The sequence below is a fragment of the uncultured Campylobacter sp. genome, assembly GCF_938030145.1.
Taxonomy (GTDB): domain Bacteria; phylum Campylobacterota; class Campylobacteria; order Campylobacterales; family Campylobacteraceae; genus Campylobacter_B.
Window position 1 is genome coordinate 53,972 of the sequence record NZ_CALHGM010000033.1, and the last position, 14,105, is coordinate 68,076.

General features: G+C 51.2%; 12 protein-coding genes and 1 pseudogene. 5 read left to right on the plus strand and 8 right to left on the minus strand.

Annotated elements, in window-relative coordinates:
* Positions 1–3: 3 nt before the first annotated feature.
* Positions 4–2,022, plus strand: coding sequence for an excinuclease ABC subunit UvrB (gene uvrB / locus Q0323_RS07370; protein WP_298053079.1), 2,019 nt, complete (start codon positions 4–6; stop codon positions 2,020–2,022).
* A 940-nt stretch (positions 2,023–2,962) separates the two neighbouring features.
* Here the strand turns inward: uvrB and Q0323_RS07375 are convergent.
* From Q0323_RS07375 to der, 8 genes and pseudogenes are all read right to left on the minus strand, one after another.
* Positions 2,963–3,415, minus strand: a complete 453-nt coding sequence (locus tag Q0323_RS07375) for a hypothetical protein (RefSeq protein WP_298053081.1) — start codon at positions 3,413–3,415, stop codon at positions 2,963–2,965.
* 440 nt (positions 3,416–3,855) lie between these two features.
* Positions 3,856–4,269, minus strand: coding sequence for a hypothetical protein (locus Q0323_RS07380; RefSeq protein WP_298053082.1), 414 nt, complete (start codon positions 4,267–4,269; stop codon positions 3,856–3,858).
* Between the two features lie 24 nt (positions 4,270–4,293).
* Complete coding sequence (locus Q0323_RS07385; protein WP_298053084.1) at positions 4,294–5,631, minus strand: PFL family protein; 1,338 nt, start codon at positions 5,629–5,631, stop codon at positions 4,294–4,296.
* A gap of 9 nt (positions 5,632–5,640) precedes the next feature.
* Entirely contained in the window at positions 5,641–5,907 is a 267-nt protein-coding gene (locus tag Q0323_RS07390) for an ACT domain-containing protein (protein WP_004321567.1), read from the minus strand.
* A gap of 54 nt (positions 5,908–5,961) precedes the next feature.
* A complete protein-coding gene (locus Q0323_RS07395; RefSeq protein WP_298053089.1) occupies positions 5,962–6,459 on the minus strand; it encodes a DUF2628 domain-containing protein in 498 nt (165 codons plus the stop codon).
* A 10-nt stretch (positions 6,460–6,469) separates the two neighbouring features.
* On the minus strand, positions 6,470–7,438 hold the full coding sequence (gene trpS, locus Q0323_RS07400) for a tryptophan--tRNA ligase (protein WP_298053092.1): 969 nt from the start codon (positions 7,436–7,438) through the stop codon (positions 6,470–6,472).
* 487 nt (positions 7,439–7,925) lie between these two features.
* A pseudogene (locus Q0323_RS07405) lies at positions 7,926–8,420 on the minus strand (shikimate kinase); the annotation flags it as partial.
* Positions 8,407–9,792, minus strand: a complete 1,386-nt coding sequence (der, locus tag Q0323_RS07410) for a ribosome biogenesis GTPase Der (RefSeq protein WP_298053095.1) — start codon at positions 9,790–9,792, stop codon at positions 8,407–8,409. The pseudogene Q0323_RS07405 and the gene der, both read right to left, overlap by 14 nt.
* Positions 9,793–10,265: 473 nt before the next feature.
* Here der and Q0323_RS07415 point away from each other — a divergent pair, with 473 nt between their 5' ends.
* The 4 genes from Q0323_RS07415 (at position 10,266) to Q0323_RS07430 (ending at position 14,078) form a co-directional block, all read left to right on the plus strand.
* Entirely contained in the window at positions 10,266–11,171 is a 906-nt protein-coding gene (locus Q0323_RS07415; protein ID WP_298053097.1) for a DMT family transporter, read from the plus strand.
* Between the two features lie 6 nt (positions 11,172–11,177).
* Positions 11,178–12,110, plus strand: a complete 933-nt coding sequence (locus Q0323_RS07420; protein ID WP_298053100.1) for a DMT family transporter — start codon at positions 11,178–11,180, stop codon at positions 12,108–12,110.
* An 85-nt stretch (positions 12,111–12,195) separates the two neighbouring features.
* Positions 12,196–12,951: an acyl-CoA dehydratase activase gene (locus Q0323_RS07425; protein ID WP_298053102.1), complete on the plus strand. Its 756-nt coding sequence runs from the start codon at positions 12,196–12,198 to the stop codon at positions 12,949–12,951.
* Between the two features lie 17 nt (positions 12,952–12,968).
* On the plus strand, positions 12,969–14,078 hold the full coding sequence (locus tag Q0323_RS07430; RefSeq protein ID WP_298053105.1) for a double-cubane-cluster-containing anaerobic reductase: 1,110 nt from the start codon (positions 12,969–12,971) through the stop codon (positions 14,076–14,078).
* Positions 14,079–14,105 lie beyond the last annotated feature (27 nt).

The following is a 14,105-nucleotide window of genomic DNA, read 5'->3' on the forward strand; positions in this document are numbered from 1 at the left end:
TAAATGAAGATATTACCCAATTTTGGCTTTAAAAAAGGAAAAATTTTGCAAAATTTTAAAATCGAGAGCAAATTCTCTCCGAGCGAGGATCAAGAAAAAGCGATCGAAGGCATCGTCGCGGGCTTTCAAAGCGGCAACAAATACCAAACTCTTCTCGGCGTTACCGGCTCGGGTAAAACATTTACTATGGCAAATATCATCAAGCGCCTTGGAATTCCCGCACTCGTAATGACGCATAACAAATCCCTCGCGGCGCAGCTTTATAGCGAATTTAAGGGATTTTTCCCGCAAAATCACGTCGAGTATTTCATCAGCTACTACGATTATTATCAGCCCGAGGCCTACATCCCCAGGCAGGATCTTTTCATCGAAAAGGACAGCGACGTAAATGCTGAGCTCGAGCGCTTACGGCTAAGCGCCACTGCAAGCCTGCTAAGCTTTGATGATGTCATCACCGTGGCGTCGGTTTCGGCAAACTACGGCCTGGGCGATCCCGCCGAATACAAAGGCATGGTGCTGTTTTTCGAGATCGGATCAAAATTTAGCACTAAATTTTTACTTCGTAAGCTCGTCGATATGGGCTACAAACGCAACGACGATTTTTTTGATCGCGGGAATTTTCGCGTAAACGGCGACGTGATCGACATCTATCCCGCGTATTTTAACGACGAGGCGTTTAGGATCGAGTTTTTCGGCGACGAGATAGAGGCGATGTATCATCTGGACGTGCTCGAAAACAAAAAGACGCAAAGCGTCAAAAAATTTATTCTCTACCCGACGAGCCAGTTCATCGTGGGCGAGCAGCGCCTAAAATCGACGATCAAAGGAATCGAGGAGGAGCTTGAGCAGAGACTAAAATTTTTCGAGGACGCGGGCAAGCTCGTAGAGGCGCAGCGGCTGAAAGGGCGAGTGGAATTTGACCTTGAGATGCTAGGCGCTACGGGGATGTGCAAGGGGATTGAAAACTACGCGCGCTATCTGACCGGCCAAAAGCCAGGCGAGACGCCCTATTCGCTCTTTGATTACTACGAGAGCAAGGGCAAGGACTACCTCGTCATCGTCGATGAAAGCCACGTGAGCTTGCCGCAGTTTCGCGGGATGTTCGCAGGAGATCGCAGCCGCAAAGAAACGCTCGTAGAATACGGCTTTCGCCTGCCTAGTGCACTTGATAATCGTCCGCTGATGTTTGATGAGTTTATCAATAAAAAAGCTAAATTTCTATTCGTCTCCGCAACGCCAAATGATTACGAGCTGAATCTTAGCCGCGGAGCGGTATATGAGCAGATACTGCGCCCGACGGGACTACTCGATCCGCAGATTATCTTAAAAGACAGCGACAACCAGGTCGAAATTTTACACGATATGGCAAAGGAGGTCATCGCACGCGGTGAGCGAATCTTAGTGACCGTGCTAACCAAAAAGATGGCGGAGGAGTTGAGCAAATACTATTTGGAGCTTGGGCTTAAGGTCAAATATATGCACTCGGACATCGATGCGATCGAGCGCAACGAGCTGATCCGCGGCCTTCGCAGCGGCGAATACGATATGCTAATCGGTATAAATCTGCTCCGCGAGGGGCTCGATCTGCCCGAAGTAAGCCTTATCGCGATCATGGATGCCGATAAGGAGGGCTTTTTGCGCTCGCGCACGAGCCTCATTCAGACGATGGGGCGAGCCGCGCGAAATGTGCACGGGCAGGTCGTGATGTTTTGCAAAAAGATCACCGCCTCGATGCAAGAGGCGATCGACATCACCCAAAAACGCCGCAAATTTCAAGATGAATACAACCGCGCCCACGGCATAACCCCGCATTCTGCGAGCCGCAATATCGAAGAGAGCCTAAAGATCGAGGACGGCACCGAAATTTTAAGAAAGGGCGCAAATTTAGAGAAGATGCCCGCCGCCGAGCGCGCTAAGATCGTAAAGGAGCTTCGCAAGCAGATGCTCGATGCCGCGGCGGCGCTGGAGTTTGAAAAGGCCGCTGCGCTGCGCGATGAGATCGCGAAGCTTAGGAAGCTGTAAATCGCGAGACTAGAAACGCCCTGAAATTTCGTCGTGAAATTTGCGCGTTAAATTCCACTTGGCGGAGCATGAAATTCGCGCGCCAAATACAGAGCGAAATTTACGCTCTAAATACCGTCAGACAGAGCATGAAATTTACGTGATCTGCGCGCTAAATGTCGCAAAACGAAGCGTAAATTTTGGCGCGAAATTCTACGAGAGCGGTTTTAAAATTTGCTCGTTAAATTTAAGATGGCTTGCACGCGAAATTTATAGATCGATTCTCTCGCTAAATTTGCACTCCGCGCCCCTGCTGCGCCGAACGCGCGATCCGTAAATCTACGCACCGAGCTTTTTGCTCTCGCCAGATTTCTTATCCGTAAATTTATACAAGAAATTTGCGCGCCGAGCTTTTGATTTCAACTCGCTTTCGACCCGCAACTTGCGAGCTCGATTTGCGGCAGCCCGCACTACCCTACTCTATACCGCCGCACGCCTTTACGCTTTTTTCTCGCTTTTTTGCATCTCTCCGCACCTATCTTCGACTTTTTCCCGCGCGCGCCCTGCGTTTAAATTCTGTAGCTTCGCTCACTCAATCCGTAGCGGCTATGAGCGGATATGCGCCCAGACGCCGAGTTTGTGCGCGCTTTTTACGCGTCATTGTGCGCGGATACTTTCAAAACTTTACGTAGAATTCCAGCCTACCCGCACCTACATTCGCACTGCAGTCATAAGCGCTCGCTTTTAAGGGTACGAACGAAGTATTTGCGCGACACGGCGTGGGAAATGAAATTTAGACGCCGCCTTGTCAAAGCGTGTCTTCGCCGCTGCAGTGCGCCACAAAATTTCAAAACGACAACGAGCCGCGATTAAATTTATCCACAGGAGCGCGCCATAGTGTGCCGCTATACGCGCTGCGTAAATTTTAAAATCGCCTCTAAATTTAAAATTTTATCCGCGGTTAATACTCCCCGCAAAGCTCTAAATTTTCCACGCGCAGCGGTCTTTCGCCCTCGAAAATCACCCCAATGCCAAAAGGCTCGAAAATATCAAGCGCGCCCTCGGCAAATCTCAGCAGCCACTGCGTATCGCGTGCGTAAAACGTGCATTGCGGCAGCCCAAACGGCAGATCGCAAACGGGCATGTCAAGCAGCCTAAGCTCATCCTCGCCCAAACGATACTCGCGTCTAAGCTCGTCTCGCAGGAAGACAAGAGCGTCTTTTATGTGCCGATCGATATCCCAGGCGTCGCTGCGCGAGCAAGACCCCACATCGTCCACATCCGCCGTATCTGCAGACACGAGACAAAACGGTACCTCGCTAGAGCTTTCGCTTTTTAGCTCTGCGTACCAAATAAAGCCCTCCTCCGTCGCGACTTTTTCAAGATCGTCAAATTTCCAAGCCATTTTTTGCATTTTATTTCCGCCTCATATTTTCGCTCATCTTTTAAAATTTTGATGCCGCGCCCGTTTTTGCGCGCCGTGTTTAAATCCGCCGCCGAAATAGAATCCCGCTCGCTTCTTAAGCGGACGAGCAATGATAACGAAGTAGATTGCTTTTAAATTTTAAAATTTTAATGCAAGCCGCTTTAAATTTAAAATTTCAAAAAACCCGCCGCTTGTCTGTCGTGAGCGGAGATGAAATTTTAACTCCGCGTCTTATGGCGAGATTTTAAAATTTTACCTCGCCGCGGGGATAGCGCCGTAAAATTTCACGGCGAAATTTCAAGCTGAAATTCTAACTCAAAATTCCACGCCCGTAGCACAGAATTTAAAGCCCGAAAAATTCCATCGCGGCGACTTAGAATTTTACTCGCTAAATTTTATAAATTTTGCGCGCTTTTAAATCCGCAAATTTAATACGCCTTTACGAGCCGTAAATTTTTTAGGTATATGACGCCGTCAAAAACGCCGCCTCCATTCGGCGCAGGCCAAGAAATGGCAATTCTTTTCGGCTCCTCGTCGTATTTGGGCTCGCAATAATTCTTTGAGCAGTCTATTTTAAATACCTCTTTATCGTTGCTATCGAAATCCGTCTGAGTAGAATCTTTAGGAATTTCCAGCGTGTGGATTATACGATACGGCTCGCCCTCTTTTGTGCGGGCGGACATTATTTTTATTAGCGTGTCTGTGCTGCCGTCCGAGGTCCTATAGACCCCGTCTTGCCCCAAGCCCGCCAGCTCGAATTTTTTCTCCTTGCTATAAAACGCCGAGATTATGGAGCAGCCGCTTAAAAGCAAAGCTGCCGCAAATAACGCAAACGCTCTCATCTTTCCTCCTTAAGTCGGTTAAATTTAGTTCTTAAAACTATGAATAGGCGCGGGTATTTGGCCGCCGCGGGCGATGAAGTTGGCGGACGAGTTTTTATTTACGCTCATCACGGGCGCGCTGCCCAGAAGCCCGCCAAACTCCAGCGTGTCACCCTCTTTGCCTTTTGGGATGATGCGCACGGCGGTCGTTTTTTGATTTATCACGCCGATCGCGGCCTCGTCGGCTATGATCGCGGCGATCGTCTGCTCGGGCGTATCCTGCGGGATCGCGATCATATCGAGCCCCACCGAGCAGATCGCAGTCATCGCTTCGAGCTTTTCTAAGCTTAGCGATCCTGCGCGCACCGCGGCGATCATGCCCTCGTCTTCGGAGACGGGGATGAACGCGCCGCTAAGCCCGCCTACTTGGTTGCACGCCATTACTCCGCCCTTTTTGACCGCATCGTTTAGCAGCGCCAAAGCCGCAGTAGTGCCGTGCGTGCCGACGCGCTCCAGCCCCATCTCCTCAAGCACGCGCGCGACCGAATCGCCCACCGCAGGGGTCGGAGCTAGCGAGAGATCTACGATGCCAAATTTCACGCCCAGTCGCTCGGACGCCATTTGTCCGACGAGCTGTCCGATGCGAGTGATCTTAAACGCAGTCTTTTTCACGGTCTCGGCGACCACGTCGAAGCTCGCTCCGCGCACCTTCTCAAGCGCGCGCTTAACGACGCCCGGACCGCTGACGCCCACATTTATGACGACTTCGGCCTCGCCCACGCCGTGAAATGCGCCCGCCATAAAGGGATTATCCTCGACGGCGTTGGCAAATACGACGAGTTTGGCGGCACCAAGATCGGAAAGCCGCGCGGTTTCTTTTATCACGCGCCCCATGTCGGCGACCGCGCTCATATTTATGCCCGTCTTGGTCGAGCCGATATTTACCGACGAGCAGACCTTTTGCGTCGCGGCGAGCGCGGCGGGGATGGAGTCGATTAAAATTTTATCGCCCTTTGCGTAGCCCTTTTGCACTAGCGCCGAAAAGCCGCCGATAAAGTCGATGCCGACCTTTTGCGCCGCCTCGTCCATCGCTTTAGCAAGCGGCACGTAGTCTGCGGCATCCGTCGCCGCGCCGATGATGGCGATAGGCGTTACGCAGACGCGTTTATTTACGATCGGGATACCGAGCTCTGCTGAAATTTCATTACCGACCTTTACCAGATCGCGCGCCTTGTCGGTGATTTTTGCGTAAATTTTCTCCGCGGCTTTGCCCATATCGGGATCGATACAGTCGAGCAGGCTGATGCCCATCGTGATCGTGCGGATGTCGAAATTTTGCTCCTCGATCATCGCGATCGTTTCGGTTACGTTTTTGATGTCCATATCGGGGCCTTAGATGTTGTGCATGGCGTCAAAGATCGCCGAGCTTTGGATGTTGATTTTAACTTTTAGCTTTTCGCCTAGCTCGTTTAGCTCCCCCTTTAGAGCCGTGAAGTCCTGCTTTTCCTCGCTGGAAACCACTGCCATCATCGTAAAAAACTCGTCCAAAACCGTCTGGCTGATGTCGTCTATGTTTAGCCCAAGCTGCGCGAGCTTAGCCGAAACGCCCGCCACAATGCCAACTTTGTCCTTGCCGATCACCGTTACGATCGCTTTCATTCTTACTCCTTTTTAAAATTTAGTGCTTTTGAGCGTGGAAGCCTTTTAAAATGACTAAGCTTTGCCGCCGTTTGAAATTATCAGCGCAAACACGATTGCGACCAAAGCGTAAAATATTACCGCGAGCCATATCGCCCATCTATTCACGCCGCCGCCCCGCCTTAGAGCTTCGTCGTCCTGTTTATCCAGCAATGAAACAAAACTATCGCAAACGCAATATTCCGCCATAGCCGCACTAGTAACGCTGACTGCGATCCCTACGGCACTATCGTGTCCATCTAAAAACGGAATAAAGCAGCTAGCCACCATAACGGCAAATAGGGCTGCGGCAATTTTATACTCCTTGCGGTACAGAAAAAAGAACAGCGTGCCGAAAAAGGCCCACCAACTCCACGTGCTTACGTAATTTAACTCACGCTGCTTGCCCGCAGCGAAAAATTTCTCGCAGGCGCGTGCGTAAATTTCAACCTTGCTAGGGGTTTGCAAGAAAATTTCCAGCTTCTGTCGAAGCAACTTGCCGTCAGATAAAATTTCTCTAGCGTAATCCGTCATCTCACCCTCCTTAACGATAAATCCCCACGGCGGCGCGAACCTTTTGCATCAATGAAGCAGCCGTCGCAGCCGCTCTTTGCGCGCCCTGTCTTAGCATCTCATCCAAAATTTCGCGGTGACTTTGATAGTATTCGAATTTATCTCGCGCGTCTTTGAAATAGCCCTGCACTAGCTTGTTTAGATACGCCTTGAAGTGCCCGTGCCCCTCGCCTCCGCGCTCGTAGCGAGCCTGTAGCGCCGCCTGCTCCGCTTCGCTTAAAAATAGCTTCGCGATATTATAGACATTGCATCCGCGCCACTGCTTAGGCGCCTCTAGCGGCTCGGAGGTCGTTACGATACTTGAAATTTGCTTCTTTAGCGTCGCGGCATCTGCAAAAATATCGATCGTATTGCCGTAGCTCTTACTCATCTTGGCACCGTCTGTGCCCGGCACGATCGCCACTTCATCATTTACGCGCGCTTGCGGAATAGTTAAAATTTCGCCGTGGGCGTTGTTAAATTTAAGCGCGATGTCGCGGGCGATCTCGACGTGCTGGATCTGATCCTTGCCCACAGGCACGACCTCCGCGCTGTATAGCAAGATGTCTGCCGCCATCAGAACGGGGTAGCTGAATAGATCGTGCTTGCTCTCAAAGCCCTTGGCGATCTTATCTTTGTATGCGTGCGCTCGCTCGAGTAGCCCCATCGGCGTATATCCGCTTAAAATCCAGTAAAGCTCCAGCACCTCTTTTACGTCGCTTTGCACCCAAAACACCGTCTTTTTCGGATCGATCCCCAGCGACAAAAACGCCGCGGCGGCCTCGTAGGTGGAGTTTTTTAGCTTTGCGCCGTCGCTTACGGACGTGAGCGCATGGTAGTTTGCGATAAACATAAACATCTGCTCGCCCGCGTTTTGCGCATCCACCATCTGCTTGATACTCGCGAAGTAGTTGCCCAAATGCAGCTTGCCGCTGGGCTGAAGACCCGTTAAAATTCTCATCATTGCTCCTTTAAATCAAAATCAAATCGCCGTCTACGAAGCCCGCAGCAACGTGCTTGCACTTAAAAATTTTTGCATCTGGCATCTGCTCTCGCAGCTCGCGTAAAGCCTGCACGAGCATTTTTAAAACCTGCCGCCACGAAAGCTCGCTTAAAAAATCAAGCTGCAAGCGCGAGCTTTGTGGATAAAACTCATCCTCGTCCTCGCACGCCCAGTCGTCGTCATCCGCGTCATAACTGCTCGATCCGGCCAGCTGTAGCGCGTAAGGCTCGTAAAGATCGAAGTGCCACGCGATTACGCGCTTTGGAATTTGCTCGCGCTCTAAGCCCTCTAGTAGCTCGCGCAGCTTTTGCTTTAGCGCCTCTTTCTTTTCAAGCTTATCGCCTTTGCTCTCTTTACCGTGCGGCTTGGAATTTTTGCCGCCGCCCGGGCACTTTTGTTTAGACATCTTTTTTCCTTTTAAATTTAGCCCGTCGCAGGCGGAGCAAATTTCTTTTACGATCTTTTTTACGCTTTTATTTTCCACGTCGATTACTATGTCGGCCTTTTTTTCATAAGCCCCGTCTCTTTGAGCGTGCAGCGCCGCGGCCTTTTGCAGATCGGCTAGCAGCGGGCGCTTGGCAAATTTTTTCTCCGCGTTTTCGCTGTTTTTTAAGCGATCAATAATCCCTTCAAAGCTTGATTTTAGATACACGACGGTGCCGATTTTGTTTAAATTTTTCACGGCGTAAAAGCCGCCGCCGGTGGAGATCACGGCGCAGCGGACGGACTTTTCTAAAAATTTTGCAAGGCTCGCTTCCATCTTTCTAAAGCTCTGCTCGCCCTGCTCTTTAAAAATTTGCCCGATCTTTTTATTGGCGTAGCTTTCAATCATATCGTCGCAATCAAGCGCAAACATCCCGCTTTGCGCAGCCAGCGCCCGCGCTACCGTGCCCTTGCCGACCCCCATAAAGCCGATAAGCACGATGTTACCGCTCTTCATCGCCCTCCCCTTTTTTGCGCGGCAGCAGCACTAGCGGACTTCCCGAAAGAGCAAAGCTCGCGCGCAGCCTGTTCATCAAATAGCGCTTGTAGCTAAAATGTAGCGCTTGCGGGCGGTTCATTACAAGAGCGATCTTCGGCGGCGCAAAGCCGATCTGCGCGGCGTAGTAAATTTTAACCGATTTGCCCCGCTCGCGAGGTATCGGATGCGCCTTTATCGCGGCTTCTACCGCTTCATTGATCCTTGCGGTGCCGAGCTTGCGCGTGAAATTTGAATAAACCTCCAAAATGAGCGGGTAAATTTTATGTATCCGCTTCTTGTCCGTCGCGCTGACGCTGATGATCGGCGCGTAGGAAAGAAATTTAAACCTATCGCGCAGATCGCGGCAAAACTCGTCGTAATCGCGCTCGCAAAGATCCCATTTGTTTAAAATTATGATGAGCCCGAGTTCAAATTTAGCCGCAAGCCCCGCTATACGCTCGTCCAGCTCGTTTAGCGGCTCGCTTGCGTCAAGCACCAAAAGCGCGATGTCGGAGTTTTGCAGGATTTTTTCGGTACGATTTAGCGCGAAACGCTCGATGCCTTCGATCTTACCGCGACGGCGAATGCCAGCTGTGTCGATAAACTCAAGCGTACGCCCCCCAAATTCCGTGCTTTCGTTCACCGGATCGATCGTCGTGCCCGCATAATCGCTCACGACTGAGCGCTGCGAACCCACAAGCGCGTTTAGAAGGCTTGATTTACCGACGTTCACCCGCCCGATGATACCCACGCCGATGGTTTTACTGGCGTAAAATTCCTCGTCGCGCCCCTCTTTCGGCTCGCCCTCGTCGTTAAAGCCCTCTATAAAATCATCAAAAATTTCATCCTCGTCCTGCTGCGCGGGCGCAGGGTCCAAGAAGCCATATATCCACTCTTTCAGCTCATCGATGCCGCTGTTGTGCGAGACGGAGATCGGGAAAAATTTAACGCCGAATTCGTTAAACTCCCAGCTGCGCTCCTCGTCGCGCTTGCCGTCGATCTTATTGACCGCCAAAGCGATGGGCTTGCCAAGCCTCTGCAGCGAGAAAAATATCCGCCGCTCATCATCACTCGGAAGCAGCTTGCCGTCCGTCATAAAGATTATCAAATCCGCGCCCTTGACCTCGCTTAGCGTCTTAGCCTGCACGCGCGCAAACAGCTCGGAGGCGTCGTCCAAGCCGCCCGAATCGATCACGCGCACGCGGCGATCGAAAATTTCCGCTTCGGCTCTATTGGTATCGCGCGTCGTGCCCGCAACATCGCTCGTGATGGCGATGCGAGCGCCCGCTAGGCGGTTAAAAAGGCTCGACTTGCCGACGTTGGGGCGTCCGATGATGATCAAACTTTTCACGTTCGTCCTTGTAGTTTTTGGCGCGATTATAACCAAAAATAGATTAAAGCCAAATTCTACGCGCTCGCTCGCGGAGCTAAGCGGCAAAATTTTATAAAATTTAGGCGCTAAATTTAGCGAAATTTTATCGCGACACTAGCGGAACGCCGCCTAGATAAAAGGCCTTAAGGCGCACGATCCGTCGCCGCGGATGACGCAAAACTGGAGCTACGCGTAAATTTATAAAATTTTAAAACTGAAGCCTGTCCGCGAAAGCTAGCAACCGAAGCGCGAAACAGACACAACTGCGCGAAAGTATAAAAGTCCGCAGCTGCGTAAATTTTGACTATTCCGCGCATACAAGCGCCGAAGTACAAAACCAAGCCGTCGCGTCCAAACGTGCAAAAGCAGGCGGCGCGGCAAAATATTAAAACAGCGGAATATTAAAATTTAATCATTATGCGTGTATAATTTCGCAAATTTAAAGGGTCGCGATGAAATACAACAACTTCTTGCTGCACCATCTAAGCGTGTATTATATGCTGATGGCGTGCTTTTACAACTCTCTTACGGGCGTTTTTGCCAAGCTTTTGGGCGCGCAAATTTCATCGCTTGAGGTCGTGCTCTTTCGCAATCTGCCTGGACTTTTGATCCTGCTTTATAAAATCAAGGCTCGTCACCGTACGGCGCGCTTCGCAAACAAAGGCGGTCATCCTTTTACGCTCGCGTTTCGCGGCATTATCGGGATTTTGGGACTGATGGTATTTTTTTATAACATCGCTAACATCAGCCTAGGCGAGGCATTTACTTTTCAAAAAACGGCGCCCATTTGGACGGCGATCATTGCGTACTTTACCCTCGGCGAAAAATTCGGCGCGATGGACTGGTTCTCGGTCTGCTTGGGCTTTGTGGGCATCGTTTTGGTAATTCAGCCGCAGTTTGGCTTGCAGCCGAGCGATATTTTTGGAATTTTAAGCGGATTATTCGCCGCGATGGCGCTTACCTCCGTGCGCGGGCTACGTAAATACTATAGCTCCGATACGATCATCCTCTCTGCGCTTCTTGCCGGCACGCTGATGCCCGTAGCGCTTATGATCGCGGCGGAATTTATAGACGCGCCCGCGCTGAGCTTTATGCTTTCTAAATTTAAAATTCCAAACGCGCAGGGCTGGCTCTTTGCCGTGCTTCTGGGGCTGCTGGGGCTGTTTTATCAAACCTACGTCACCAAGGCCTACGCCGCGACGCGCAAAGCGGGCATAGTAGCTACGATCAGCTACACAGACATCATCTTTTCGACGCTATTTGGGCTGCTGCTAGGCGACGCCCTGCCCGATTTCATGGCGCTTGGGGGTATGGCGCTCATCATCGTCGCGGGCGCGCTAGTGGCGAACCGAAAGTAGCGCGCGATGAAACAAAAATTCTACTCCGCGTTTTGGCTAAAACATCTGGGCGTTTATTATATGCTCGTAGCGAGCTTCTATTTCGCGCTAAACGGCGCGCTAGCCAAGGTTATGGCGGAGCGGATGAGTAGCGCCGAGATCGTGTTTTTCCGCAACGTCGTGGGGATCGCGATCGTGCTGTTTTCGCTACGGCGGGTAAAAAACCTAGGCCCGGGCGGCAAGCCGTGGCTGCTCGCGTTTCGCGGCTTTATCGGCAGCTGCGGTATCTTAGCGACCTTTTACAACATCGCTCACATCGATCTTGGCACCGCTTTTACCTTCCAAAAGACGGCGCCCATTTTCACCGCGCTATTTTCGGCATTTTTCTTAGGCGAAAAGCTAAGCTCCAAGGGTTGGTTTGCGATACTGCTCGGCTTTGGCGGAATTTTACTCGTCGTGCGCCCGCACATCGGCATCAGCGTAACCGATGCGGTGGGAATTTTCGGCGGCATGTGCGCTGGGCTTGCATATACGAGCGTGCGCGAGCTTCGCAAACACTACGCCACCAACCTCATCGTGCTGGTTTTCGTCTCGTCCGCTACCTTTCTAAGCGCGATGATGATGGCTGCGGGCTGGGCGCTTGAAGGTAGCGAGGTTAAAATTTTAGGACTTTTCAGCGGCGCGGATTTAGCGAAGCTCGCTTATTTCAACCCGCCAAGCCTTTTTGGCTGGGTGCTAGTGGCGCTTCTGGGCGTCAGCGGTATCTACTTTCAAATTTACATGACGCGCGCTTACGCCGCTTCGCGCAAAGCGGGCATCGTCGCCGCGATCAGCTACAGCGACATCCTCTTTAGCATGGCGCTAGGAATTATGCTAGGCGACCGACTGCCGGGCCCGATCGTGCTAGCGGGCACCCTAGTGGTGATTTTAAGCGGAATTTTAATCGCCCGCGAGCGCTAAATTTCAGCGATATAAAAGTCTTAAAAAGCTAAGATTGCGATAAAGTTCTACGGCGTAGAAATATTTTTCGACGGATTTAAATTTTATGCATTTTATCGGTATCGACATCGGCTCGACCTCATCAAAGGTCGCCGTTATGGATGAGTGCGGCAAATTTTGCGAGCTGTTTTTGCTACCTAGCGGCTTTAGCGCGGTCAAAGTCGCGCGGCAAATCAAGCAAAATTTAGAGCAAAAAGGCTACGCAGGGGGCTTCGTGACAGCTACGGGCTACGGACGCGTCAGCGTGGACTACGCGCAGCTTAGCATGAGCGAAATTTTATGCCATGGCCTTGGGGCGCACTTTTTGTTCGAGAAAGACTGCACCGTCATCGACGTGGGCGGGCAGGATACGAAGGCGATCAAGATCGAAAACAGCAAGCCCGCGGATTTTATCATGAACGACAAATGCTCGGCCGGCACGGGCAAATTTTTAGAGATCAGCGCGGGGCGTTTGGGCCTCGATCTGAGCGAAATTTACAAAACCGCCCGCAAAAATCCCGCGATCAAACTAAGCTCGACCTGCACTGTTTTTGCCGAGAGCGAGATCGTCTCGCTAAGCGCAAATGGAGCCGAAACGAGCGAGATCGCCTACGCCATCGTGGACTCGTCCGCGCACAAGGTCGCCTCTCTCATCAAACGGCTGGAAAATCAAATTTATTTTTTAAGCGGTGGGCTTAGCAACGTGCCGCTCTTCAAACAGCTTCTAGGCGAGCATCTGGGGGCTGAAATTTTTACTCACGAAAACGCAATCTACTGCGGCGCGATGGGCGCTTCGCTTATCGGCGCACGCAAAGCAAATTAAATTTCAAAGGAGACGAAATGAAGATGGATTTTGACGCGCTTAAAAAGCGCAACGCAATGGCTCTGCACGATCTAAAAGAGCAAGGCAAACACGTAGTGGGAATGTTTTGCACCTATTCGCCAAAGGAGCTCATTTACGCCGCGGGCGCCGTGCCGGTTGGGCTTTGCGCCTATGACGAGAGCCCGATAGACGCCGCTCACGCGGAGCTTCCGCGCAATCTTTGCCCGCTGATCAAGGCAAGCTACGGCTACGCAGTTACTAAAAAATGCCCCTATATGAACGCCAGCGATCTCGTCATAGGCGAAACGACCTGCGACGGCAAGAAAAAGATGTATGAGCTGCTGGCAAAACATAAGGACGTCCACGTGTTGCAACTGCCGAATATGACCGGTGGCAAGAGCTTGGAGCTTTTTACCGACGAGCTTAGAGAATTTCGCAAAGTTTTAGAGCGAAAATTTGATACGAAAATCACCGATGAAGCGCTGCTCGATGCGGTGCAAATTTACAACGAAGAGCGCGATGTGATGCTGGAGCTTTTAGAGCTTGGCAAACTAAATCCGATGCCGGTAGCGGGCAGCGAAATTCATCAAATTTCATTTGCGAGCGACTTCATATATGACAAGCAGGAGAAGCTTAAAATGATACGCGCCTACATAGCCGCCGCAAAGGAGATGACGCCGCCGAAAACTCGCAAAAAGCGCATCATCATCACCGGCTGTCCAAGCGGGGGCGTGTATGAGAAGGTTATCAAGCAGATAGAGGAGCTGGGCGCGGACGTAGTGGCCTTTGAAAACTGCTCCGGCACCAAAGGCTATCAAAACCAAGTAGAAACGAAGGGTGATCTAGTCGCAAATATCGCCGAGCGCTACCTTAAAATTCCATGTTCGGTGATGTATCAAAACGACGCACGCTCGGATATTATCAAGGAATTTATCCGCGAATATCAAGCAGATGGCGTCATCGACGTCGTGCTAAGCGGCTGTCACACCTACGCGATCGAGACAAATCGCATCAAAGAGGCAAGCCGCGAAGCCGGAGCGAACTATATGAGCTTGGAGACCGACTACTCCAAACAGGACGTAGGGCAAATTCGAACGCGTCTAGAAGCGTTTATAGAACTGCTTTAAGTGGGGTCGCTCGAAATCTTAAAATAA

What these genes read in the sequence shown, in the direction of transcription:
- Q0323_RS07385 (WP_298053084.1), bottom strand. Translation starts at nt 5,631, where the DNA reads ATGGACATCAAAAACGTAACCGAAACGATCGCGATGATCGAGGAGCAA.
- Q0323_RS07390 (WP_004321567.1), bottom strand. Translation starts at nt 5,907, where the DNA reads ATGAAAGCGATCGTAACGGTGATCGGCAAGGACAAAGTTGGCATTGTG.
- Q0323_RS07430 (WP_298053105.1), top strand. Translation starts at nt 12,969, where the DNA reads ATGAAGATGGATTTTGACGCGCTTAAAAAGCGCAACGCAATGGCTCTG.
- Q0323_RS07395 (WP_298053089.1), bottom strand. Translation starts at nt 6,459, where the DNA reads ATGACGGATTACGCTAGAGAAATTTTATCTGACGGCAAGTTGCTTCGA.
- Q0323_RS07420 (WP_298053100.1), top strand. Translation starts at nt 11,178, where the DNA reads ATGAAACAAAAATTCTACTCCGCGTTTTGGCTAAAACATCTGGGCGTT.
- trpS (WP_298053092.1), bottom strand. Translation starts at nt 7,438, where the DNA reads ATGAGAATTTTAACGGGTCTTCAGCCCAGCGGCAAGCTGCATTTGGGC.
- uvrB (WP_298053079.1), top strand. Translation starts at nt 4, where the DNA reads ATGAAGATATTACCCAATTTTGGCTTTAAAAAAGGAAAAATTTTGCAA.
- Q0323_RS07425 (WP_298053102.1), top strand. Translation starts at nt 12,196, where the DNA reads ATGCATTTTATCGGTATCGACATCGGCTCGACCTCATCAAAGGTCGCC.
- Q0323_RS07415 (WP_298053097.1), top strand. Translation starts at nt 10,266, where the DNA reads ATGAAATACAACAACTTCTTGCTGCACCATCTAAGCGTGTATTATATG.
- Q0323_RS07375 (WP_298053081.1), bottom strand. Translation starts at nt 3,415, where the DNA reads ATGCAAAAAATGGCTTGGAAATTTGACGATCTTGAAAAAGTCGCGACG.
- Q0323_RS07380 (WP_298053082.1), bottom strand. Translation starts at nt 4,269, where the DNA reads ATGAGAGCGTTTGCGTTATTTGCGGCAGCTTTGCTTTTAAGCGGCTGC.